The organism is Comamonas testosteroni, assembly GCF_000761245.1.
Lineage (GTDB): Bacteria > Pseudomonadota > Gammaproteobacteria > Burkholderiales > Burkholderiaceae_C > Comamonas > Comamonas testosteroni_C.
In genome coordinates, this window is the sequence record NZ_AWOR01000070.1 from 1 (window position 1) to 24,141 (window position 24,141).

23 protein-coding genes and 2 pseudogenes are annotated in these 24,141 nt (G+C 51.3%); 7 read left to right on the forward strand and 18 right to left on the reverse strand.

Annotation, left to right across the window (positions count from 1 at the left end; all coding sequences use genetic code 11):
- Nucleotides 1-30: 30 nt before the first annotated feature.
- From ligA to P353_RS21570, 6 genes are all read right to left on the reverse strand, one after another.
- Nucleotides 31-429, reverse strand: a complete 399-nt coding sequence (gene ligA, locus P353_RS21545) for a protocatechuate 4,5-dioxygenase subunit alpha (RefSeq protein WP_034374370.1) — start codon at nucleotides 427-429, stop codon at nucleotides 31-33.
- A gap of 18 nt (nucleotides 430-447) precedes the next feature.
- The gene (locus tag P353_RS21550) at nucleotides 448-1,419 is read right to left on the reverse strand and encodes a PDR/VanB family oxidoreductase (protein WP_034374373.1); all 972 of its coding nucleotides are present in this window, start codon (nucleotides 1,417-1,419) and stop codon (nucleotides 448-450) included.
- A complete protein-coding gene (locus P353_RS21555; protein WP_034374375.1) occupies nucleotides 1,416-2,456 on the reverse strand; it encodes an aromatic ring-hydroxylating oxygenase subunit alpha in 1,041 nt (346 codons plus the stop codon). Before P353_RS21555 ends, P353_RS21550 begins: the two co-directional genes overlap by 4 nt.
- Nucleotides 2,457-2,501: 45 nt before the next feature.
- Entirely contained in the window at nucleotides 2,502-3,836 is a 1,335-nt protein-coding gene (locus P353_RS21560; protein ID WP_034374378.1) for an MFS transporter, read from the reverse strand.
- A 1,004-nt stretch (nucleotides 3,837-4,840) separates the two neighbouring features.
- On the reverse strand, nucleotides 4,841-5,830 hold the full coding sequence (locus P353_RS21565) for a Bug family tripartite tricarboxylate transporter substrate binding protein (protein WP_034374380.1): 990 nt from the start codon (nucleotides 5,828-5,830) through the stop codon (nucleotides 4,841-4,843).
- Nucleotides 5,831-5,848: 18 nt separating this feature from the next.
- Entirely contained in the window at nucleotides 5,849-6,811 is a 963-nt protein-coding gene (locus P353_RS21570) for an alpha/beta fold hydrolase (RefSeq protein ID WP_034374383.1), read from the reverse strand.
- An 88-nt stretch (nucleotides 6,812-6,899) separates the two neighbouring features.
- Between P353_RS21570 and P353_RS21575 the strand changes: the two genes are divergently transcribed.
- A complete protein-coding gene (locus P353_RS21575) occupies nucleotides 6,900-7,817 on the forward strand; it encodes a LysR family transcriptional regulator (RefSeq protein ID WP_052084968.1) in 918 nt (305 codons plus the stop codon).
- Between the two features lie 581 nt (nucleotides 7,818-8,398).
- On the opposite strand, the gene P353_RS21580 is transcribed toward P353_RS21575, so the two are convergent.
- Complete coding sequence (locus P353_RS21580; RefSeq protein WP_034374386.1) at nucleotides 8,399-9,403, reverse strand: zinc-dependent alcohol dehydrogenase family protein; 1,005 nt, start codon at nucleotides 9,401-9,403, stop codon at nucleotides 8,399-8,401.
- 160 nt (nucleotides 9,404-9,563) lie between these two features.
- Here P353_RS21580 and P353_RS21585 point away from each other — a divergent pair, with 160 nt between their 5' ends.
- From P353_RS21585 to P353_RS21595, 3 genes are all read left to right on the forward strand, one after another.
- Entirely contained in the window at nucleotides 9,564-10,454 is an 891-nt protein-coding gene (locus P353_RS21585; RefSeq protein WP_034374387.1) for a LysR family transcriptional regulator, read from the forward strand.
- Between the two features lie 488 nt (nucleotides 10,455-10,942).
- On the forward strand, nucleotides 10,943-11,197 hold the full coding sequence (locus tag P353_RS21590; protein WP_034374389.1) for a hypothetical protein: 255 nt from the start codon (nucleotides 10,943-10,945) through the stop codon (nucleotides 11,195-11,197).
- A 466-nt stretch (nucleotides 11,198-11,663) separates the two neighbouring features.
- Nucleotides 11,664-12,584, forward strand: a complete 921-nt coding sequence (locus tag P353_RS21595; RefSeq protein WP_232776782.1) for an MgtC/SapB family protein — start codon at nucleotides 11,664-11,666, stop codon at nucleotides 12,582-12,584.
- Here P353_RS21595 and P353_RS30040 read toward each other — a convergent pair.
- The 3 genes from P353_RS30040 to P353_RS21605 form a co-directional block, all read right to left on the reverse strand.
- A complete protein-coding gene (locus tag P353_RS30040; protein ID WP_232776793.1) occupies nucleotides 12,581-12,895 on the reverse strand; it encodes a crAss001_48 related protein in 315 nt (104 codons plus the stop codon). The two genes, P353_RS21595 and P353_RS30040, sit on opposite strands and share 4 nt — an antisense overlap.
- Before the next feature lie 970 nt (nucleotides 12,896-13,865).
- Nucleotides 13,866-14,042: a hypothetical protein gene (locus P353_RS29335; protein WP_155500184.1), complete on the reverse strand. Its 177-nt coding sequence runs from the start codon at nucleotides 14,040-14,042 to the stop codon at nucleotides 13,866-13,868.
- Between the two features lie 42 nt (nucleotides 14,043-14,084).
- Nucleotides 14,085-14,324, reverse strand: a complete 240-nt coding sequence (locus P353_RS21605; protein WP_034374394.1) for a hypothetical protein — start codon at nucleotides 14,322-14,324, stop codon at nucleotides 14,085-14,087.
- A 252-nt stretch (nucleotides 14,325-14,576) separates the two neighbouring features.
- Here P353_RS21605 and P353_RS21610 point away from each other — a divergent pair, with 252 nt between their 5' ends.
- Nucleotides 14,577-15,773: a ferric reductase-like transmembrane domain-containing protein gene (locus P353_RS21610; protein WP_269799975.1), complete on the forward strand. Its 1,197-nt coding sequence runs from the start codon at nucleotides 14,577-14,579 to the stop codon at nucleotides 15,771-15,773.
- Nucleotides 15,774-15,841: 68 nt separating this feature from the next.
- On the opposite strand, the pseudogene P353_RS28485 reads toward P353_RS21610, so the two are convergent.
- Nucleotides 15,842-16,317, reverse strand: a pseudogene (locus P353_RS28485) (transposase).
- Between the two features lie 17 nt (nucleotides 16,318-16,334).
- Nucleotides 16,335-16,784 carry a hemagglutinin repeat-containing protein gene (locus tag P353_RS21625; protein ID WP_080750632.1) on the reverse strand — a complete coding sequence of 150 codons (450 nt, stop codon included), beginning with the start codon at nucleotides 16,782-16,784 and terminating at the stop codon, nucleotides 16,335-16,337.
- A 28-nt stretch (nucleotides 16,785-16,812) separates the two neighbouring features.
- Here P353_RS21625 and P353_RS28490 point away from each other — a divergent pair.
- Nucleotides 16,813-17,001, forward strand: a pseudogene (locus tag P353_RS28490) (transposase); the annotation flags it as partial.
- 5 nt (nucleotides 17,002-17,006) lie between these two features.
- Here the strand turns inward: P353_RS28490 and P353_RS30370 are convergent.
- From P353_RS30370 to P353_RS21640, 6 genes are all read right to left on the reverse strand, one after another.
- A complete protein-coding gene (locus P353_RS30370; protein WP_080750633.1) occupies nucleotides 17,007-17,408 on the reverse strand; it encodes a GFA family protein in 402 nt (133 codons plus the stop codon).
- Nucleotides 17,409-17,552: 144 nt separating this feature from the next.
- Entirely contained in the window at nucleotides 17,553-18,749 is a 1,197-nt protein-coding gene (locus P353_RS28500) for a YbfB/YjiJ family MFS transporter (RefSeq protein ID WP_080750634.1), read from the reverse strand.
- A 34-nt stretch (nucleotides 18,750-18,783) separates the two neighbouring features.
- The gene (locus P353_RS28505; protein ID WP_080750635.1) at nucleotides 18,784-20,631 is read right to left on the reverse strand and encodes an FAD/NAD(P)-binding protein; all 1,848 of its coding nucleotides are present in this window, start codon (nucleotides 20,629-20,631) and stop codon (nucleotides 18,784-18,786) included.
- Nucleotides 20,628-21,425 (reverse strand): N-acyl homoserine lactonase family protein, encoded by a 798-nt coding sequence (locus P353_RS28510; RefSeq protein ID WP_080750636.1) that lies wholly within the window; start codon nucleotides 21,423-21,425, stop codon nucleotides 20,628-20,630. Before P353_RS28510 ends, P353_RS28505 begins: the two co-directional genes overlap by 4 nt.
- Before the next feature lie 22 nt (nucleotides 21,426-21,447).
- Nucleotides 21,448-22,833 carry a KamA family radical SAM protein gene (locus P353_RS28515; RefSeq protein ID WP_232776788.1) on the reverse strand — a complete coding sequence of 462 codons (1,386 nt, stop codon included), beginning with the start codon at nucleotides 22,831-22,833 and terminating at the stop codon, nucleotides 21,448-21,450.
- A gap of 62 nt (nucleotides 22,834-22,895) precedes the next feature.
- A complete protein-coding gene (locus tag P353_RS21640; RefSeq protein ID WP_080750637.1) occupies nucleotides 22,896-23,300 on the reverse strand; it encodes a cupin domain-containing protein in 405 nt (134 codons plus the stop codon).
- A 147-nt stretch (nucleotides 23,301-23,447) separates the two neighbouring features.
- Between P353_RS21640 and P353_RS28520 the strand changes: the two genes are divergently transcribed.
- On the forward strand, nucleotides 23,448-24,026 hold the full coding sequence (locus P353_RS28520; RefSeq protein ID WP_080750638.1) for a TetR/AcrR family transcriptional regulator: 579 nt from the start codon (nucleotides 23,448-23,450) through the stop codon (nucleotides 24,024-24,026).
- Nucleotides 24,027-24,141: the final 115 nt, after the last annotated feature.

The window sequence follows — 24,141 nt, forward strand, 5'->3', positions numbered from 1 at the left end:
AGGTGAAAACGGATGCGGTGATGCGTGCCATCAAGCTTGCCTCCCTGTTTCATGGAGGAATCTGTTGCCCTCTATGCCGCGCCCACCCGAAAGCATCATCTGACGGTAGTCTTCTTCGCTCATACCCGTCATAGTCGACACCATGTTCTGTACGCTGATGCCGTCGGTGGCGCCTATCTTCACCAGGAAGTAAATATTCCCGCCCAGTGCGATGCAGCGATTGAGGTCGCGCGCCAGCACGGACTGCTTCTGCTCCTCGGTCATCGCCCACTCGTCGAGATAGGCACGCTCGTTGGCGCGAAAGCGCTCACGGTTCTCAGCCTTCATCAGACTCATGCAGAACTGGTTGAGCCAATAGCCCTTGCGGGACTGCTCGGCGTCAAACACCGTGGTCCCAGGCACATCAAGATAAGGTTTGTTCAATGCCATAAAAACGTCCCTGCGGACTCAAAGATCCAGTACCAGTCGTTCACAGTGAGCCCTTGAGCAGCAGGGGGTGAACTGATCGTTAGCCGCTTGTTCCTCATCCGTCAAGTAGGCATCTCGGTGGTCAACCTGCCCCGACAGAACCCGAGTCAGGCAGGTTCCGCAGACCCCCTGCTCACATGAAACCATGACCTCCACGCCCGCCTCCAGCAACGCCTGCGTCACACTCTGCCCCGCAGCGACAGGAACGACTCGTCCCGAGCTCGCGAGCTGCACCTCGAAAGCAGTGTCTTCGCCGCGCGGGCCCGCATTGGCGGCCGCAAAGAACTCCCAATGCAATCGCTTCTCGCTCCAGCGCTGCTGGCGCGCAACTTCCAGCACTGCGTCGATAAAGCCCTGAGGACCACAAACGTAGAGATGCGTGTCCGGCGCAGCGTCGGCAAGCACGGCTTCTATGTTCAAGCGCTGCGAAGCATTGCCATCGTCAAAGTGCAGTTGCACCCGATCAGCGAAGGCAGAGGCCGCAATACGCTGCTGAAAAGCCATGCGCTGCCTGGAACGACCTGCGTAGTGCATGCGAAAGGATGCGCCAAGTACTGAAAGTCGCTCCGCCATGCACAGGATGGGCGTCACGCCTATGCCGCCGGCTAGGAGCAAGTGGTGCGGCGCATCAGGTTCCAGCGCGAAATGATTTCGAGGCGCGCTGATCTGCAGCACATCGCCTTCGGCCACAGTTTCGTGCACAGCCGATGAACCACCACGTGAGGCTGGATCGCGCAACACGGCGATCTGGTAACGATGACTTTCCGAAGGATCGTTGCACAGCGAATATTGACGAACGATTCCGCCGGGAAGGTACACGTCTATATGTGATCCAGCCGCAAAAGACGGCAAGGTACCGCCATCGATAGCCACCAGCTCAAGGCCACAGATGTCCTGTGCCTCTAGAGTGCGCCTCGCGACTCGAACCTGCAAAGAACTGCCGACGGTCATGCAGCCTCCGCACGCTCACGCGCCAGCAAGCGCTCAATGACGCGGCGGGACTGAACACCACCTGCATCAATGTTGAGCAGCAGCAATTTGCGGTCAGGCCAGCGAATCAAGTTTTCCTGCTGCAGCTCCAGCACCTCGGTGTCCTCGCTGAAGACCTTGCCCTGCCCCTCACGGATAGAGGCCGTCAAAGCCGCATCCTGTGGCTTGAACTGGCGGGCCATACCCCAGAAATAATGGTGAGTGGTTTCGGTTTCCGGGGTAATAAAGTCCACAACGATGGACGAAACCTTTTTGTCTGCCGGTGCACCATGACCGCCATGCCCGGCCAGAGCCACGCCCACCTCGATCATCACATGGCTGGGCGGCTCGAAATGGCATATCTGCCAACGGTCCACAGGCTGGTCATCGGGCAGGCCGTTGCCGCGCAATGCCATGCGCCAGAAAGGAGGCGCCTCAGGCAAGCCTTCCATGAAGCGGCTGGTGGTGACATGATCGCCCTCGACCTTGGTCGTGCAAGGCGTCTCGTCGATTTCCTTTTGCCCGATGGAGCTGGCATGCACATAGGTCTCGTGCGTCAGATCCATGAGGTTGTCGATCATGAGCAAATGACTGGCCTTGATGTGGTAGTAACCACCGCCGTAGGCCCATTGCGGATTGTCAGCCCAGTGCAGCTCGGGAATCAGCTTGGGATCGGCCTCCAGCTTGTTGCCCGGCCAGACCCAAACAAAGCCATAGCGCTCCGCGACAGGAAAGCTGCGGATTTCCGGAAACCCGCGGACGCGTTGGCCGGGCATGGCGATGGTCTTGCCCTCGCAGCCCATCTCCAGTCCATGGTAGCCACAGATCAGCTTTCCTTCACAAACAAAACCTAGCGATAGAGGTGCACCGCGATGAGGGCAAAAGTCTTCAACGGCAGCAACACCCTGCGGGCCTCGGTAAAAAGCCATGCGCTCATTGCAGATGGTGCGGCCCAAGGGCTTGTCTTGTGGGATTTCATCGGCCTTGCAGGCGACATACCAAGTGTTCAGCAAAAACATAACTGGGTCGTTATCAATACAGTGGGGAAATACATGCTTGGGAAATCAGTGCGCCGCAGCCACCGAACCCCGAAGAACCGCGACTCGGCCCGCGCCCGTGGCAAAAACAGCCAGCGCAGCGACAACCAGAGGCAAAGCGAAGACGTAGTAGAGCGAGGCAGGCTGCCAGCCGCCATCCAGCAGCAGCCCCGCCATGGTTGGCGCCACAATGGCGCCAATGCGACCAATACCGATGGCCCAGCCCATGCCGGTGGCGCGGACCTGAGCGGGATAGGTGGCAGGCACCAGGCCATAGAGGCCAGCCATCGATGCAAACAGGAAAATACCTACACCGACTGCAGCAGCAAATGCCCACGCAAGGCTGGTCGAAGCCAGGCCGAACAAGGCTGTAAACAGCGCATTGAGCAGCAGGCTGCCAATCGCCAGATTGCGCAACTTCGCCTTCACGGCAAGCAGACCAAACAAGCTACCGCCGGCGATGCCCCCCAGGTTGAGCAATACGCCACCCGTCACACCCTGCTGAGCCGACAACCCCGCCTGCACCAGCAGCTTTGGCGTCCAACTCAGCGAAAAATAAACACTGAACATGAGCAGGAAAAAGCCAGCCCACAGCATCAAAGTGGGACGTGCCAAGCCATTTTTGAACAGTGCTGCCACAGTGTTGCCTTGAACGGAATCGCCAGCAGTCGGAGCCGGCAATTGCGACAGCGAAGCATGACCCATAAACGCCATCAAACGATTGAGCTTCTCCAACGCGCCAGCCGGACGGCGGCTAAGCAAAAAGTCCACCGACTCGGGCAAACGCCACAAAACAATGGGAAGCATCAGAGCTGTCGTCAGGCCGCCAAAAACGAAGACCGAGCGCCAACCGTAATGTGTCAGCAGCCAGGCAGCCATGAGCCCCCCCAAAGTCGCACCAATGGGATAGCCGGTGGCTTGCAGCGCAATCGCAGTGCTGCGCCACTTCTGGGACGAAAACTCGGAAGTGATGACCCCCACGCTCGCCAGCATGCCGCCGATGCCGACGCCGGTGATGGCCCGCAGGGCTGCCAGCTCGATATAGCTTCGAGCCATGGCTGACATCAGCATCCCAACCGAAACCACAACGAGGCACAGCACGATGACAGGCTGGCGACCGCGTCTATCGGCTATGGGAGCGACGAACAGCGATCCAATGGCCATACCAATCAGCCCGGCACTGAACAAAACGCCCAGCTGAGCGCCATTGAGCTTCCATTCGGCCGCAACCGATGACGCAGTAAAGGCCATCACGAGCACATCGAAGCCATCGAGCATGATGAGCAAAATGCATATGCTGACGGCCAGCCATTGAAATGACGTCATGGAACCTTCGTCCATCGTCTTGCGAATGTCTTTCATACAGGTCCTTATCAGGAACGGGTTGTCTCTGGAGCTTTGTTATGCGCGCATCTATAGCGCTGTATTAACAAGCTTTTTATTTAGAGCCACACTGCCAAATTTGCTAAAACAGCGGGGTGAGGCTCGCCTGAAAAGTATCTCCATCAGAGTCCATCAACGCCAATGCACACATTGCGGTCAGCTATGCGTTTTAATGATGACTTTTCTTGCCCACTCAGAAGATCACACGGAAGGTAGTGAGATAGCCCATCAATCCGTGGGCATGGACGATTGCCTAGCTTCCACTTCAACATAGGACGGTGCAAATAACGCCATGCACGACGAGGAGTAATTCCGCATCGCTGTCGAGTGTCAGCTACTGTCTCCGATACTGCCCTTGAATAGGCGTCAGCTTCTGGCCCCAAAGCAGTCGTCGAAGTCTCGTCTAGGATCGGCAGCAATCGCTGCAAAGCAGACCTAGGGCGACAGCCTGCGAAAGGCTGCAATGGGTCGCAAGCTCCTGCTCGTTCGATGTGACAGCGGACATCCAGTGACCTAGCTCCCTCCACTTGATGGTAGCTGTCCGCTGCACACCTGAAACCCGGCATTGGGCAATCGTCGGCATCACTGCTCTGATGGCTGCTATGAGTCAGTGACCGATAGATTGCGATGCGGCGACGAGCAGCTGCAAAGACGACCTAGGAAACAGAAGTCGGCTTCAGGCTGATCTGAGTCATTCAGGATCCAGTGCCTGAACGGAGGCAATTGCCGACGTCAGCCGGTGAACGCCGTCAGTCCTGAAAGGCCGCTTTCCCCTTGGAACCGGCGCCCGATTGCGCAGTTCACCGCATACAGGCACGAAGGACAGCTTCTGCGCGCCGTGACGGGTTCATGACGACCCTAAGCGGCCTTTCCTATTTCGGAAATGAACGACTGCTACATGCAGTTCGGTCACACATTCAGTGGCGTCAATGGAGTGCTCGAAACAACCTTAGAGCACTCCACGTGAGCCCCTCAGGCGCTAATCACTCAAGCTTTAAGTTGGTAGCTTTCACTTCGCGCTGAAGTTTTGCGGTGTCGTTCTCAATGAACTTGCTGAATGCCTCCATGCTTTGGGGTTTGGCAACCTCAACCCCCATCTTTTCGTACTGAGCAGCGATAGAAGGGTTCGCCAGTATCTGGTTAATTGTGCTGTGCAGTTTGGTCTTGATGTGGACAGGCGTTCCCTTCGGGGCAAAAACCCCAGTCCAAATGCTGTAGTCCAAATCCATAAGGCCTGGAGTCTCCGATGCGGCCGGAATATTCTTGTTTCCAATATCACGGCTCTTGCTCATCACAGCAAGTGCCTTCATCTTGTTGGACTCAATAAAACCCAACATTGCGGGCAATCCGAGAAGCGCCATATCCAGCTGTCCACCAATCACGTCAACACTCGCTTGACCTGCGCCCTTGTAAGGAATCAACGTGATATTCGCGCCGGTCTTTAGATTGAAGATCTCCATCGCCAAGTGGTAAAGAGACCCTGCACCTGGCACACCGTAGCTCAATGTGCCAGGTTTGCCTTTTGCCAATTTGATCAAGTCACTAAGCGATTTGACGGGAAGATCCGGACGGGTCACGAGCACCAAACCACTGGTGCCAACCATATTTAGCGCGTCGAAGTCAGAACTTTTGTACTTGGCATTCGGCGTTACCAGAGGTGCCAACGTTACATTCGACGTGATACCAAGCAAGAGCGTATAGCCGTCTGCAGACGACGAGAGTACCTTGGATGCACCCAACATACCATTTGCACCTGGAACGTTGTCGACCACGACGGGTTGACCTAGCTTCTTGGCCATTTCATCTGCAAGAACTCGGCCAATGGGATCCAGGGAGCCTCCTGGCGCATACGGGATCACCAGCTTGATTGGTCGCACGGGGTACTTATCTTGAGCATAAGCAGAAAATCCCAGACCAGATCCGACAGCTAAGAGCAGCAGAGCTCTGCGCAGATGGTCGAAACGAGAATTCATAGTTGTCTCCTTTGTTGATTAGTTAGAAAGCCTCATGGTCGCAAGCCATTGAAAAATGAGTTCAGAAACTTGGTCGCTGTTGCGATCAGACATTGGGAAATGAGAATTGCCGGAAATCCCCATGTTGGGTAGATCAATGCAATCAAAGGTGAAACCTTCGCGGTTGGCTGCTTCCCAGTAGCGATCTGCTAGTGCTCGATACCCCGGCCAGACTGGATGTCCTTCGATGTGGTCACCCCATAGCGCCAAATGTGGACAAGACGGGAATCCGTTGAAAGCAGGCATCCCCGCTGGTTCGATGACTACAACGGCTTTCACCAAATCGGGGTGCTTCTGTGCAACCGCGACTGCGAAGCCTCCTCCTTGACTGTGTGCGACAACGATGCAGGGGCCAACGCGTTCAATCAGCTCGCTGTACGCTGCCAGCGTCAGTTCCTCGTGCCCCGCCCATCGCGGCACCCATTGCTTGGAGAACTCATTAAAGGCATCCGTCGGAAACTGTGAGTTCGGAAATGCGACACGTTTGCTGGCATCAGTGGCATATCCACCAACAGGCCCCAGTCTGAACATGTGCCAACCTTCGTTTCTTGAACGAAACAAGGGCGGCTCGCTAAAGATTTCTGGGAACATCGCCCATGAAGAGCGCCCTCGCTCAACTGCATCCGACACAAAAACGTCGTAGCCTTGTTGGAGGAAACGCCATAACCATCCTGGGCGACCATCGGGAGTGCTTTCCCAGTGGCTGCCGGTCATTCCTCCACCATGCCACATGAGTACTGGCAAAGGCGAAGTGGGTTGGCTGAGAGCAAAGTGCTGCACATACATTTGTCCAGCCATGTGGTCGCCGTTCGGATCAACGTTCCTTGGTGAAGCACCCATTGCGATACGTCGCTTCTGTATAGGCAGATCGTTCAGTGCATGCACTTTTCCGCCAACAAAAAAGCTTCGAACCAGTTTGAGCTGTACTGACTCATTTCTCATGCAAACCAATCACACGTGTTGGAAGTGTTCTATCTTCATTCGTGAGAATTAGTGCGTCAATTGAAAAGAAGTGACCTATTATTGAGTTATGAGAATTAATGCAGATTTAGAAGACCTGCGCGCATTCGCGCTATTGGCAGAGCTTGGGCAGTTCACTCGCACCGCAGATGCACTGGCCATCACACCGTCCGCCCTTAGCCGAAGGATCGCCAAGTTGGAGGACGCATTAGGCGGCAGACTTCTTGATCGCACGACTCGGACAGTGGCACTAACGCCCGTTGGAGTGAAATTCCATGCACGCCTATCCACCCTTTTGGAATCGCTGGATGCGTGTATGGAAGACACGCATCGCCTTGTATCGGGTCTGGAAGGCAAGATCGTGGTTGCTTGTTTCGCGTCTCTCTCACACACGTTGTTTCCGCAGGCCCTCGCCAGCGTTCATGCATCGTTCCCAAACATCCAAGTTGCCCTACGGGACGGCAATGGCGTTCAGGTGCTAGATGCAGTGCTGATGCGCGAAGTCGAATTCGGCTTGACTACAATTTCAGGCCCAACTTCCGAGTTGGTGAGTGAGGAGATCGGCCAGGACCGCTACATGCTCGTCTGCTCCCGAAAGCACAAGCTCGCCCGACGCAAATCGATTAGTTGGCGCGAGTTGTCGCAGCACAGGGTGGTTAGCTTCAACCCCAATGGATCATCGCGCAGGCAAATCGACCCCATCCTCCAGTCAGAGCGCATACCTTTGCCCTGGTTTCATGAAGTTGACCAACTCTCATCGATGATTGGTTATCTGGAACAGGGCGATTTCATCGCTGTCATTCCCAGCCTCATGGGCGCTCTAACGCAGAACAACATTTGTATCCCTCTAGAAGATCCCGCCATTCATCGAACTATTGCGCTAGTCAGGCGACGGGACACTTCACTTACGAATGCCGGTCAAGCCCTGTGGAATGAGTTGAAGACAGCCGCATCAGTTCGCACGAGAGATCACAAGCGCGCGCCATGAGACACCGAATGCAGAACAACGCCAGACAACGGGGCGTTCGCCCAGCCTCCTAGATCTAATGTCGCCTAGAGCAGACACTTCACTCTATGGCTCTTGAGGCTGCTTTTGGCCGGGAGTGCGCGGTCGGCCATGAGCCCCCAAAGCAGACGATCAATTTGAACGTTAAAACATCCAGTGACTGCTTTCGGGGTCACGAGTGAAATGGAGCTCACGTCCAGAAGCAGCCCATTACGATTGGCTGCTTTCGAGTGACGCGCTGAAGACCACTTCTATACAACACATGTATAGGCATTAAAGAATGAAGCGCTTGCCCGCCTGTTAGAGGCTCAGCGCCTATTGCTTGAGCGCGACGAAACGGGCTGGCATTACGGCCATACCGTAGAGGCCAGATCCGTAGTCTTGATGACGCTGACGGCATCTCCACCGTGTCCTCGGCGCATATGGCCTCAATTAATCATGCCTGTGGCCCTGAACGGATGCACACGTCGTTCACACCCAGCGCTGTGTTGTCGTGCTCTTTAGGAATTGCAAGACATCGGGTCTACCGAGCGCGTGGAAGCGGACGATGTGTTTCATGGTGCCTAAGCCTCCACGTCGATTACGACCTTTACCTGGGCGCCACCTTGCTCGACCAGAGCATGCGCGGCCATGGCGCTCTCGAGATTAAAGCGACGCGCATCGACGATGGCTGCGACGCGGCCTGCCTCCACGAGCTTGGTCAATTTCCGCAGGACTTCGCCGTGGTGTGCTCGGCGCTCACCCGTGAGCATTGGCAGAAGCACGAAGATTCCCGACAGGATCGAGCAGCGCAGCGAGCCCGTGGCCAGCGAATGCTCTCCAAACGCGGCGCAGCTGGCGATGTGGCCGTAATGGGCAATGGCCTCAAACGCAGAGTCGAGTGCGGAACCGCCGATGGTGTCGTAAATAATGTCAAAGCCTTTGCCGCCGGTGTGTTCGGCGACATAGTCGGACACCGACGTAGTAGTGATATCGATAGGCGTAGCGCCCAGAAGGCGTACGGTTTCCGCACCTTTACCGCGCACTGTTGCATAGACCTCAGCACCATGGACCAATGCAAGCTGAACCACCAAATGTCCGACGCCTCCGGCCCCCCCCTGTACCAACACCTTCTGTCCAGCTCGTACCTTGGCGCAATCCACTAAGCCCTCCCATGCGGTTAGTGCCACTAGCGGCAGAGCAGCTGCTTCGCGCATCGACAGGTTCTTGGGCTTTGGTGCCAGCAGGCGGGCATCCACGGCAGCAAACTCGGCCAGCGAGCCTTGCAGGCCGCGTACTCCGCCAGTCAATCCATAAACTTCATCGCCGACCGCGAAGTCGGTGACGCCTTCACCCATCGCTTCGACCACACCAGCCAAGTCAGTGCCCAGCACCGCAGGCAGCTCCGGCATGGCATAGGGCGCTTGACCGGTGCGAATCTTGTAATCGATGGGGTTAACGCCAGAGGCCTGGATACGTACGAGAACCTCGCCAGGGCCTGCGATGGGCTTGTCGATTCGAGTTGAGCGAAATTGCGCGGTCTCGTAGTCGTCAAGAATCAGGGCGCGCATGGTGGAAGTATTTGTCATGGAAGATCTCTAAATCAAGGTAAGGAGGGTTGCTTTGCAACCGACAGTCAGGGTTAAGCCTGTCCGGGCTGCAGCTTGGCTTGGGAGTCCTGATTTTGGAGAAATCAACTCATCAAATAAAGAGCACAATATTGATCACGTTTGTGAATGAGATATATGAATGCAAGGATCTGAACTCGCCGAGTTGACTATCTTTCTGGCCGTGGCTCAGCTGCGCAGTTTCAGCAAGGCGGCAGTCGAGCGAGGCATTGCGCCTTCGGCCGTGAGCCATGCCATCCGCAAACTGGAACTGCGGGTCGGCGTGCGCCTGTTTCACCGCACCACCCGCAGCGTTGCTTTGACCGACGCGGGGGAACGCTTTCTCAACGATCTGAAGCCGGCGTTCAGCCAGATAGGACAAGCCTTGGACGGGCTCAACGCCTTTCGCGATACCCCTTTTGGTACGGTGCGAATCAACCTTCCCAACTCGATTGCCCCTTTTGTGCTGCACGGGGTGATGGGCCCGCTGCTGGCAAAGAACCCCGGTTTGCGGCTGGACATCGTGGCGACCGACCGATTGATAGACATCGTGGAAGAAGGTTTTGATGCCGGCATCCGCTTTGGCGAGCGCCTGATGCAAGAAATGGTCGCGGTGCGTATCAAGTCCAACTTCCGTTTTGCCGTGGTAGGGTCGCCGGACTATCTGAAAGGCCGCCAGCTACCGCTGACACCCGCCGACTTGAAGCAGCACGACTGCATTCGCTATCGCTTTCCCAGTGGCGCCATCCTCAACTGGCGATTTGATCAAGGGGGCGAAGTGCTGGAGGTTGAGGTTGATGGCCCACTGACGCTGGATGGTCAGGAGCTGATGGTAGAGGCGGCTTTGCAGGCTTGCGGCCTAGCTTATGTGTTGGAGAACCGAGTAGCTCACCATCTTGAAAGCGGCGCGCTGATTCGCTGCCTCGATGATTGGAGCGGGCAGTACGATGGACTCTATCTCTACTACCCCAGTCAACGCCAAGTGTCTGCGGGACTCAAGGCGTTAATCAATGTATTGAAAGTGAGTCACTAGGAAGTCGGCTATTCCAGCGACAGAGTCATCGGGCAAGTGACTGCTTTTCGCAATCTATTTTGAGTGGGTGAATGACGGAAATGGGTCGCGAGCTCCTGTTCTCACGACGTTACAGCGGACATCCAGCGACCTACCTGCCAGCACTTGATAGTCGCTGTCCGTTGCACACCTGAAACCCGTCATTGGGTAGTCGCCCGCGTCGATGCTCGGATGGCTGGTATGGGGTGGTGACCGTTAGGAAGCGTTGCGGCTACGAGCAGCGGCAATCGCTGCACAGCAGACATTGCCGGTATCAGCTCGAACGACAGCAACGGGTCGATTGCTGGCCGACGCGAACGACTGCTAACGGGTACCTCAGGTTTGTGGCGCTGCCCCATCAAGTCTGCCGTTCGGCGACAGATCGCTCGCGGCCACGCGCCGGACGACTGCCTCTGGCCGCTCCCAGTCATACGCCCCAGAGCCGCGCCCTGCTCTGAGACAATCCGGCCATGACCGATGAATCTCCGATCCACACAGTCCACAAGCGTGTTTGCCAAACCTTCCTGAGGCACTGGAAGGCTCACAACAACGCCTACCCCAAGCTGATCAAGATGCCGCCGGAAGAGCTGCGGCAGTTCAACATCGTCAACTCCTTCGGCAAGCCCAATGAGATGTGGGGTGTCCCAATTGAAATCGACCTCAACACCACGGGTGTGATGATTGCAGTCGATGGGATGGAAATGCCCTTGGTTGAAGGCTACTAAGGGAGCGCACGGCCTTGGCTCCTGTGCGTTTTAGGAGCCAACTCTTCCTGCTTGCAACGTCGTCTCATGCTCGACTATGCTGTGTAGCAGTAGCTAAGGCTGCAGCTCTCTCAAGCAAAGGAGCCTTACTCAGATCGAGGGGTTGAGACTTATGCAGCTGAGTTGGGCTGGTGTCGATCATTGGGTAGTCTCCTTAGGCTGCGGTCTGCTTATCGGTCTCGTTAGCGAGCGTCGCGGGAAAGAACAAGAAAGCATCGCTGGAACTCGTACCCATGCCATAGCAGCGTTGCTTGGCTGCGCCGCCTGGTGGTTAGGCGTGCTGCCCTTTGCCGTTGTACTTCTGTTGGTCGGTGCACTAACCGTTGCCGCCTACTGGCACTCAGCCCCCAATGACCCAGGCTTGACCAGTGAAGTAACTCTACTTTTCTCATTAACTCTGGGCGCCCTATCGCACAAGAGCCCCACCTTGACTGCAGCTCTGGGCATTCTTTGCGCCTTGCTGGTGCATTCAAAAGGTCCCATACAACGCTGGAGTCGTGAGTTACTCAGAGAGAATGAATTGAGGGATGGCCTTCTGCTGGGCGCTGCAGCGCTGATCGTGATGCCACTTTTGCCGCAAGCGCCTGTAGATCCATGGGGTGTACTAAGCCTCGCAGCCCTTTGGAAAGTGGTTGTGCTGTTCATGGCTGTCGGTATGCTTGGACACATACTTACTCGAGTGCTCGGGCCACATTGGGGACTGCCTGTTACCGGATTCTTTTCTGGGTTTGTGTCATCTACTGCGGCTATCGCCAGCCTTGGCAACTTGGCCAAGTCAGACGAACATCAGCAAGCGCAAGCCTTCGGCAGTGCAATGCTGGCTCAGTTGGCCTCGCTATGCCTGTTCATAGCGATTCTCTCGACAACATCCATAACTCTGATGCTGTCTATGGCACTCCCTCTACTCGTTGCAACTCTCTGCCTTGTGTTGGCTGCTGCCACAGGATTGCTGAATCGACAAAAAACTGCCACGCAAACTGAATTTGAGACCGAACGGGTATTCAAGCTTTCAACTGCATTGCTCATTGCCGGCACCATTGCGCTGATGTTAGTTTTGGGTGCATGGCTCCAGCATGTCTTTGGCAGCACTGGCGTACTGGTCGCGGCGGCATTTGCAGCTTTGGCCGAACTGCATGCCGCTGCTGCTAGCTTAGGGCAGCTTTTTGCGTCAGGTAGTTTGCCTCTGTCCACCGCTCAGTGGGGGTTGGTTGTGATTCTTGCTTCCAGCGCAATCGCCAAATCCGTACTGGCGTTCGCCGTCGGCGGGAGCAAATATGGAACACGAGTCAGTCTGGGACTAGCCTCTATGGTGACAGGAGCAGGTCTGTCACTGCTATGGATTGGCTAATGCGGACTGCTCATCAGCAATGTGGTGCGGTCGATGGGACGCAAATGCCGTTGGTCGAAGGCTATTGAGGAAGCCGCAAGCTCATTGCCCGCAGCAGACCAGTAGGCTTGGAAAGCAGAGATGTGCTCGCCCAGGATCACTGCGTACTCGCGCATTACGTCGAGCTGGCGGCGCATGCGGGACTGCTCATCGCTCCCCGGTTGGCGAAACAGGGCATTGCGCTGAATGAACTCGTCCAGCCTGGCGATACTGATGTCCAGCTCTTGCTTTTCATCCAGCACGCGCTGCTGGTGATATGGTCGTAGCCACACGCCGGAGCGTCGGTAACCGCCAGCTTGAGCGTGCCTTGCTGTGGGGTGCTATCGCCGCCGCCACCGCCGCCACACGCTGCCAACCCTGCAGCAACTAAACCCCAACCGGTCCAGCACAGGGCCTTGGCAGGCCGAAATCCGCGCAACATGGCCATACGATGCCTTTTTGAAATTAAAGACAGCGCAATGCCAGAAGTGCCCTTGAGCTCAGTGTTACGACACGTTGAAGCAATCGTTCAAGCAAGCCTCTGAGTCGCCCCAATCATGCTCTACCTTCGGTAACAAAGCCATTGGAACCGGCTCAAATAGTCCTCAGTCATCGCAGAAAATAGAGCATGACTGAGTGAGTAGGTATTAGAGATACCAGCCACCCGCAATCAATCACTACTGAGATGCCAAGACCGACCGCACTTATCCGGCTCATTGATAGAGAAATGAAAACATGCTGCGCAGCAAATTTGGACCGTTGCTGGTAGTCAGTGCCGCACTTTCGAGTGCAGCTGGATTCGTTTTAGATGCACAGGGCAGTATTGCGTACCTTGAACTGTGGATAGCTTTGGCTATCTTGCTGCTTCTCAGTGGTGTGGTTCTGATCATCCTGGGGCATCGTGACTAGCAATCAGCAGTGCGGGGCTAATGGTGTCCGCGACGGAGCGACACAGCTGGCTCTTTGAAAACTAGACAACCCTTCTCATGGCCTCTAGGAGCGCTTCGGTCACAAACAATGGATAAAAAGGAACCCACGTGAAAAAAGTGCTGTCAATGATCACCGCTGCATTGCTGTTGAGCGGCTGTGTCGTCTACCCAGGTGGCTACTACGACGATGGATACAGGAAGCCCCATCCACATGGCTGCCCCCCTGGACAGGCCAAGAAAGGCAACTGTTGACTCAAGAACCCGCCAAGGCGGGTTTTTTATTGGACGTCGTCAGCGCAGTCCGAGTCCACTATGGGTCGCTCGCAGAGCTTCTTCACTGATCCAGCGATCCGCTGTAGCCCCAGCTGACGCCACCAGAGATTCCAGCCAAAGCCGACACCATGCTCCAGGCGCTGGCCACACGCTGTGCCGAAGTCGTGAGGCCGGCCGCATCCAGGCGAACGGCATTGCCCTGGATCGCCACATCGGCATTGAGCTTGGCTGTTTGCAAGCTGATGTTGCTGCCGGCCTCGTACTGCTTGATATCGGCCTCTCAGCGGCGCATGTAGCTGGCGGCCTTGGCCTTGATGGCATTGGCACTCACCTTGTAGCCGGTCAAGACCAGCAAGGCCCCGATGCTGGCGCGTGCTGCGATGGAGTCTTGCTCATGGCACGCTCCCCACAGCGGCCTTGGCTTTATCGCGCAGCCAGAGGTAATCCTTATCGTTTCTAGACATACCGCAACAATGCTCTGCGAATCTGTTGGGAATGTAGAACGTCTGTCCAGCACCATGCTAGCCTTACCTTGATCAGTATTGAACAAGCTCGAATGTGCTGAAGTCGCCTGCGGTGAACCATCCAGAGCTACTACGTGAGTCTGCGTATGCACTCTGGTTTTGTCGGCCGTCGAGCAAACTGGAGTGCTGTCTTGCGCCGTTCCATTCTTCTTGTCCTTGCTTCTTTCTTTGTGATTTGGGCAGTGGAGGCTTTTTGGCTCTCACCGTCACCACCTGGTGATCTGCTGTGGGTGATGCGGCAGGAAGGCATGCTGCTTACCGGTATTTTGGCTTTGGGAGCCATGACTGCCATCATGGCCCTTGCCTTGCGCCCTCGGTGGGTGGAGTCGCCTTTGGGTGGCATGGATAAGGCCTACCGTTTGCATAAGTGGCTGGGCATCATTGCCATTGCGTTGAGCTTGGCGCATTGGCTGGCCAAGCAGTCCAAGCCGCTCATCACGACGGCCATTGGCAGCACTGGCAGGCTGGCCAAGGTGCCTGCGCCCGAGTGGGTCAGCCTCCTAAAGCCCTATGCCAAAACCTTGGGCGAATGGACCTTTTATGCATTGATCCTGATGCTGGTCATTACGCTGGCTCGTCGCGCAGTTCCCTACAAGCGCTGGTACTGGTTTCATCGATTCATGCCTCTGGCATATCTGATACTGGTGTTCCATGGCATCGTGCTGACTCCTCCTGGGTATTGGAGTGGTGTGGGCGGCTGGCTGCTGGCGTTGACAATGGCCCTCGGCGTCGTCGCCGCCGTGACGCAACTGGTGCGTGACCTGCGGTCGCGCTATCCCCATGCGGGCACCGTACTGTCATGCATGCAGCTCGGCGATGTGCTGGAGGTGCAATGTCGTATGGATGATTCCTGGCCAGGCCATGCTGCGGGGCAATTCGCCTTTTTGCGCCTGGCAGGGGAGCAAGAGGCGCACCCGTTCACGCTGTCCGATGCGGACCAGCAAGATCATGTCGTGCGTTTTCACATCAAACAACTGGGCGACTGGACTCGTAGCCTGCCCGAGCGTCTGCAGCCCGGCATCGTTGTGGAGCTGGACGGTCCTTATGGCCGCTTTGTGCCTCCGGATCACGACGATGGTGCCGTGCACGTATGGGTTGGCGCCGGCGTTGGCGCGACTCCCTTTCTATCGTGGCTAGGCCAACTACACCATGACGGCCATGCCCCACAGGCCTGGCTGCAATACGCCTGTCAGCATGCGGCTGACCCTCTTGCTCGCGCTCTGGAAGAGGCTGCGGCGCTTCATCCCGATGTGCATCTGGATATCTTTGCCGACGGCCATCGCTGGACGCCCAAAGAGGTGCTTCAACGTTATCAGGCCAACAAGCCATTGCGAGTGTGGTTCTGTGGCCCTGCAGCCATGGGCAAGCAATTGGAGCTGGCCCTCAAGCAATCGCTTCCAGCGGATTCCTGGCAACTGCACAGAGAACACTTTGAGTTTCGGTGAGCACGGTATAAAACGTCGCTGTTGCATAAATCAGTGCCGGGCCAAACTTCCCATGACCCCAGACGTGGCTATGCCACAGCCACCATTTGCGGGCGGCCCAGTTCAGTGAATCGATTCAAGATCGCTGCACTGATATGCAGCTCATTGACTTGGCATTCAAAGGTTCTGGACATGACCCCTCGCCCAGCCGTTTGATGCAATTCATTTTGATCTCCACCACGCTTCGTCGGTGGTAATCGCTCCACACTTTCCATATCCTTCGACCCAAACGCCGGCATGCGGCGACCACCGCATTGCGGTACACAAGGGCACAGCCTTTGCGCACACGGGCGTTCTTTCGGGGGGGGGGTGATGGGCATGGCACCTCTTAAAACTGAACCGCTGCATCCGAGAACTTCGGGCTGCGCCCGCGTTTGTCGCTGGCTGCGGCAAACCAAGCCATGCGCTTATCCAGCCAAACCATCAACGAACCACGGGCTTTAAGGGCTGCGTTGTACTGTTTCCAGTTGGTGGTTCGGTAGCAGGGCTTGATGGACTGGCTCATGCAGCAACGCCCCACGCTCACGCCGATGCAGCCGGAGCTGGAGCTGGAGCTGGAGCTGCGGCTGCGGCTGCGGCTGCGGCTGCGGCTGCGGCTGCGGCTGCGGCTGCGGCTGCGGCTGCGGCTGGCCATATTCTCAGACGGATATCGCCTTCTGCGGCCAAGGTGGCGTCCTGGCCGGCAGTGATATCCGATCCGCGAACCAGAATGGAGCTGTCCGCCCCCGCCCCTTGGGCAAGGATGTTGACATTGCCGCCGGCCTTGACGGTGCTGCCACGTGCGCCGTCGCTGGTTTGTGCCGTGTTGCTCTGGCTTTTGCTGGAGCCCAGGCTGACGGAAATGGAGGCAGTCTTGGAGGGATCGCCGCTGCCCAGCGCCTGGGCAGCGCCCTGCAGTTCGCCCACGGAGTTCTTGACGCTCAACGCCGTCGCCGCTGCAGCCAAGGTCTGACCTCGGGTTTGAGGGCTCATTTGGCGCAGTAGATAGCTTTATTGGTTTGCCAGGCAAGGCATCGTAAGCAGCGAAAGGTTGGGCAAGCATCGCTGGGTCGTGGAGAGAACACACGGATGGTTTGCAAGCTTTGGCAGGCTGAGCATCCGCTATGAAAGGCCGTTAGATGTCCACGACGCATTGCTGAAACTGGCCGCTGCAATCATCTGTGCACGCTTCGTGGACCAGTGGTGTTAGCCGCTCTAAGCCGTCTCTTTTTTTGCAGTGCCAGGCATCTCTGGTAACCAGTTCAACGACTTTGAGCAATAAATTTCAGCAACAGGTTTATATGCCGTTATATCTGACAACGTTCCAGCCTTCAGCACGACCCTATTGGGTGCAGAATTAATTCTTGCAAAAAGAGGTGAACCACAGTCAGAACAGAAGCTTCGATAAACAGGATTCCCGCTATCGCCAGCGTCGGTATACACCTTAGGTTCACCATCTAGCTTTATGTCTTCCTCTTTCACGATAAAGTTTAATGAAAACGCAGATCCGGATATCTTCTTGCAGTGGTCGCAATGGCAAATTAACAAGTTCTTTAATGTGGAGGATATTGAGTAATTTATCTTTCCACAAAGGCAGCCTCCAATTACATTGGACATAATTTATACTCCCACTTCAATTAAAATTAACGAGTTAATAGATTAACTTTTGGCGATGACCAAAAGATCATCCATTATAAATAAAATACCAGATTCTAAGAAAATTATCAGAGAGGCTGTAGAGCATGGTATAGGACTGATTTTTCATAATTTCAACTCCTTCTGGGGAAAAGAAATAATCGATGCTAAGAGGAGAAGAATTGCTGATATTAATAACCCTCGTTCCAAACCGCCTGGGCCATCAGAAATCCAACCAACAAGAGTAGGTCCCACGATTTGCCCAGCTGCAAACGCAGCTGTAAAAGCACTAATTCCAGATGACCACGCAGATTGCGGCAAATTATGCTTAACAAGTGCAGTAGTTGACGCGACTACGGATAAGAAGATGCCGCCGAATCCGATACCAGAGAAGAGGACTGCCGACATGTTTAATGACAAAACTGGGAGCAAGCAAAATAATGAGAGAAGAAAGTTTAGAATAGCGAGGGATTGCCCTCCCCTAAACTTATCTAACATTGGGGACCAAACTCTAGATGATGCAATCACAGAAAGACCGAGTAATGAATAGAATAGAGTAATATTTGAAGATGATACTCCTTGCTCCTTGAGTAGAGCAATCACGAAGGTCATGTAGCCAATATAGCCAGCTCCAAATAACATATATCCAAATAATGAGAACCTAAAATCTGAAAACTTGAATTTATTCGTTTTAGAACTAGTTCCAACAATATCACCAACTTTATTTGCAGGAATAATAATTAGAATAGAAGAGATTAAGCACAATACACCTAAGAAAATCCACGAATATTGCCAAGAGTGCTTTAGTTCATAGCTAGATGTAAGCATCTGAATTTCTGGAACAACAAGGGCAGAGACTGCTATACCTATACCAGTTCCTCCGTAATAGATGCCAAGCAAAAATCCTGATTTATCGGGATGTTGCGATCCAAGTCTTGCTGCCAAAATACCACCAGAAATGAATATATATGAGCTTGATATTCCAGCTAATAGTCTTTGAACCAATAGAATTTCAGTTCCAATAATATTGCCAGCTATAAACATCAAGCAACTCGCAGTTAAAGACGATAAAATTACCCCCTTAGCTACGCCAAACCTCTTTAGAAAGTATGGTGCTGTGATGGCACCGATGAAATAACCAATAGCATTGGCGGTATTCATCGATCCAGCTACAAAATATGTCCAATCTAAATCTTTCCGCATTGGCGGCAGAAGCATACCATATGAGAATCTTGTCATACCCAATGCAATTGCTGCGGCCAGGGAAAGTAAGATTGCAGTTGTGATCGGCTTCTCTGAAGCATACGTCGTAGCATTAGCCATTCGCACCACCTTTAATGTGAGAAAATTAAGAAGATTATGCCTCTTCGTATAAATTCACAAGCTCATTACCCTGCTGCTTCTGACTTATCATTTCATTCAGAGAGGAGATAGCATTTTTGGCGTCATCTGTGAATCTCGAATTCATTCCTGGGCGTGGCAAAGCATGTGTGTAAAAATGCTGTCCTTCCACAATATATCCAATCGCCCAAATATTTGATTGAGAAATTCCGTCTTTACCAATAACACGACAGTTTCTATCAATTTCTAGGCCCGATGGGTGATAAAACTCATTTTTGTATTCTCTGATAATTCCCTTTTCGTAGATATTTTTACTAAGAGTTGAAGAATCTGTAATTGGAGAATACGGGTCGAGCCTGGATATTATTAAGACATCAGCCTTTGAAATGTGAGATTGATCTCCGAAGTTTGATGAAATTTCAAATGAACCATCACTCCTATTACAGAAAATTTTTGAATTTGGACCACCTGCGAGATTAATTAAGCCTGCATCAAAAAGAGCAAGTAATTCGTAATTCCTTCTTTTAGGAGGACCGAAAGATATTCTATTTGTTACCGATACAAAGTCATTGATGTATGATTCGTGTGACTCAGGCTCAAGTTGCGAGAACTCTACCGATATTCTCAACGCTTCTCGGACGTCACGCAACACATCAGTTGCGGCTTTGATGCCGCTAGTCAAGTTACCCTTCTCGGCCTCATCAAGATCATTTCTGACTGAAGAAATAAAGTAGCATCGAAAATCATCAAACCCATTGAACGTCTTCCCTTTCAATGGATATAGTGTATTTTCTATAATTTCCAACTCATCAGTTGTAGGCTCAAATTTATTGATGTCTATATTAATATCAGAGCATAGCCTAAATGCATAAGACATTTCTTTTTTTATTAATGTTAGAATATCATTTTCAAAATTTATCTTTCCACACCTTCCTTTTCTTTGAATAATTCCTCTAACAGCGTCTGGGGTGAAAAACTTTGCAACATGCTTCCCTGCTATACCCTTCTGATTAATCCCTCTAGAGGAAAATGGTAAGCAGTTTCTTGATTGAAGTATCAACTTTGGCTCTAAGCCAGAAGGGATATATATCAGTTCTTTAGAATCGGGCTTTTCTTGGAATTTACCACCTCTACCAATAGTTAATTGCGATATAACATCGTACGCAGTTAATCCTAGCCCCTGTATGGCAACGATAGAACTCTTATCTATTACATCTAGCTTTTTGACAGGGTATGGAGAGTTGAAGTACGCTAAATTCGAGTTTTTGTTTAACTGATTATTTGCGAAATTCAAGAACTCATAATCAGCACTAGTATTTTTCCTTGTACCATGTCCAATTGTCAAGAATATATAGTTCGTTTCGATATTTGATTCATCATCAAATCTGATCCTTAGATTCGATTGACTTAGCTGATCAATATCAACAGCTACCTTCCTATGTTCTACAATAGTTACATTTTCAGGAAATGAATCAACTATCTTTGAATATCCCCAAGACAAGTATTCACCAAGCAAACTTCTTGGTAGGTGATCAACATCTGTGATAGGAACAGCCGTCTTATTTGTTGTTTTACAATATATTTCATCAACCTTTTTATATCCAGAATAAATAGCCCAAGAAGTAAGTGATTCTCCTGCTCCTTTTGCGAATTCTGAAGCCACATCAAAAATACCGACCTGAGAGGAAACAGTATTTGTAACTAGATGGCTTGGTTGATTTGAAGGATGAGAACCTTCACCGGGCTTACCCGGATCAATGATGTTAATTTGAAAATTTGCTGGGTGATTTTTAAGAACACTCGATAGTTTCTCAAGAATACTAAGCCCACGAGGACCGCATCCAATTATAGAAATACTGATCATAACTCAACCTCCAAAATTGGTTCTTCGTGAAGATTTAAAATGTTTTGATTTTTAATATTTTTTGGAAAAAATTTATTTACTAATGGATCATGACCAGGAATTATCCTATTTTTATTTCCAACTAAACTCTCTATCTTTATATGAGCATCAAGCATGTCTCCAACATCCAATACTATTGGAAATGGACTTTTATAGACAATATTTTTCCAATAATGAGCAGCATCACTCGCAAGAACCAAATTCCCTCTAGAGGTTAAAACTTCAACAATTTGAAGCCCTCTAGTATGGCCGCCAACAAGATGTACATTGACTCCTGTACAAAGGGTGTAATCCCCTTTATGAAAAATTAACCGATCCTCAAAGAGGCATTTGATTGCTTCAATTACATCCTTTTGCTCAAATGGCTTCCTCAATGAAGCATGACACATGCATCTTCCAGTACAGTATTCCATTTCGGCATCTTGAATATGGAACTTCGCATTAGGGAAATCCTTAATATTCCCGCAATGATCATAGTGCATGTGTGTAATAACTATGTCAGTGACTTCTTCTGGTGAAATACCAAGGTCTGAAAGCATTACAGTTGGCGATCCAAAATAGTGCCTTCCTCGCTTTTTTGCCGTTTCTTGATCGAAACCAGTATCAACCAGAATTATTGATTTATCTTTTTTTATTACCCATGAATAAAAATCAAGAGGCATATTCTCGTCATCATGAAAATCATCAAAAATGAAATTTTCTGACGCACTTCTCGCATCATGGGTTGCATATCGCAATGCGTACACTTCGTACATATTATTAATACATTTTTTCAAATTAACTTTGAACTTCAACTTCGTTAAATAAATTTATTATTTTTCGCTCATTCGTCGTAAAAGTAAAAGTAGAAGTAGAAGTAGAAGTAGAAGTATCTTCCTCGAAGAAAAATTTCTTTTGACCGAATGCCGGAACTAATTGGTCGAACCAAGTGGCATTTTCATCAAATTTTGCATAAAAAGGCTTGCGAACATTATTTGCATTTCTTGCCTGTAGAAACTGCAACGCAAATACCTTTTCGCCTGCAATTTCAGTAATCCCATCAATAACAACCTTACCAGGATGTGCACTCATTGATGGGCCACGGACTGTCCTCGCCAAACCTGAAATCTGTTTGTAAGCCTGCTGAAAAATTTCATAAGCTTTGCAAAGTGGCATCTCAAAATAATGACTTGGGCCTGTATCACGTTCCACGAACATGTAATAAGGTACTGCACCAAGTCTGACCCCAGTAGTCCATAATTCAGCCCAATCATTTGGGTTTTCATTAATGTGCTTAATTACAGGGGCTTGAATCCGTAACGTTGCTCCAGTAGATGTAATGCGGCGAACCGCTTTTTGCGCTATATCAGTCTTTATTTCTCGTGGATGATTGTAATGCCCCATAATGGACAAGTTCTTTCCGGCCTTCACAACTTTCTCAAAGAGACGCATTAAATCATCTGAATCCTTATCTGAAACGTATCTCTGCGGCCAGTATGAAACTGATTTTGTCCCGATTCTAATATTATGAATGTGCTCTAGTTCTGGCGACAGAAGTGTGTCAATGTAAGCTTCTAATGCTCTTGAGTTCATAACCATTGGGTCGCCCCCGGTTATCAGAACATCTGTCACATCTTTATGAATTTTTAGATATTCATATAGTTCGGAGGCATCATGTGCATCAAACTTTAGCTCTTCCATTCCTACGAACTGAGGCCATCGGAAGCAGAATGTGCAATAGGCATGACAGGACTGTCCTGCTTTAGGGAAGAAAAGAACAGTTTCTCGGTATTTGTGTTGAATCCCATTTAAGGGTTTCCCATTCACGGATGGGACATTGTGTGTCATTTGACCTGCAGGATGGGGATTCATTCTCATGCGAATTTTTTGCACGAGTCTGTTCGCGTTGTCCTCATCCTTATTTTTTATAAAATCATATAATTCAGCATACTCATCATGCTTGAGCATATCCTGATGAGGAAATGTAAGCCTATAAATCGGATCGTTAGGTATATTATTCCAGTCGATCAACTCATCTAAAATATATTGATTCACTCTAAAAGGCATAACACGCGAAACGACATCAATCCAGTCCTTTTGCTCAATAGAGAGCAATGACCATTGGGGCGAATCTTTAATAGACTGACGCGTATAGGGTTTGAACTTAGTATATTCAGTAGTCATGCTATTTTGTCGAGTGAAATTTTAAAATGCTATCAAAGAAGATTGATAGCATTCATTTACGTTTATCGCTTTTCTGCAGCACCCATTACTTTTGCAACAGGTTTATTTTTTTCGTTGATAAATACGCAAAGAAGCTTCATCGGAATATCACTAACTACACGGGCGAAATGAACTTCACTGTCAGCAACCATGTATGACATTCCTTTTTTGAAACGTCGATCAGGCTTACCCTCAGTGACAAGATCGAACTCGCCATCGAGCACATAAGTGATTTCAAGCCCTGGGTGTGTGTGAGGGTTGGCGCTGCAACCATTGGGAACTTCGATCAGGTTGAAGTTGATCGTGTAGTTTTCAGGGTATTCAGTACGCTCTAGTACAGTGCGCGTAATGCCGCCCTGAACGTATGTAGTACCTACTACGGCAACAAGGGAAGCGAGGGCCTCTTTGTCAAGGTTCATGTTTTGCATATCATCTCCTTTGGTTACGGGAAAACACTTTGGGGCTGTTGCAAGCAGCTTCAAAGTACGGGCTGCCCAATGTTTGACAATTGTGTCAAGTTTGACACGCGTGTAAAACAATGGTTTTCACTAATTGCATGATTCCTGGAGGTTGGTATGGCTGGAGTACGGCAATTCGATGAATCTAGACTGCTTCATACATCGTTGGATCTATTCTGGAGAAATGGTTTTGAAGCAACGACTATGAAAGATATTGCAGAGGCATCTGGAGTACAAAGAGGGTCACTTTATAATTCATACGGAGATAAGGACTCAATTTTCATTTTGTCTTTTAATGTTTACTCAAACAACCTAATAAAATCAACGCGCGAATGTTTAACAGGCAGTGATATACCAGGATCTCTTGAAAAATATTTTCTATTGTTAATAAACAATATGACTATTGGATCTCCAGCACGAGGCTGTTTGACTACTAAAACAGCAGCGGATGGAAGCATTGAAAAATCACAAATCAGGGATGAACTGAAGTCATTATTGGATTCACTTAACCAGCTTCTTGAGAATTTTTTTCAGGAAAATAATATTTCCAAATACACAAGTGCAAGCCCTTCAGATGCAGCTCGTGTCGTAATAACATTTACGAGAGGCTTAGCAATCATGGAAAGAGTTTATGGAGACAAAGAAATGCTTATTAGAACCGCCAAAATATTTTTAAACTCATTTTTAAAACACTAGGCGTTGTTGCACAAATCGCCGACTAGGGTCAGGTAGCCTCGGATGATGAGTCAATCCCCGCAGTCCAAATCCCGCTACCGCATTACCAACTGGAAGCAATACAACACAGCGCTCA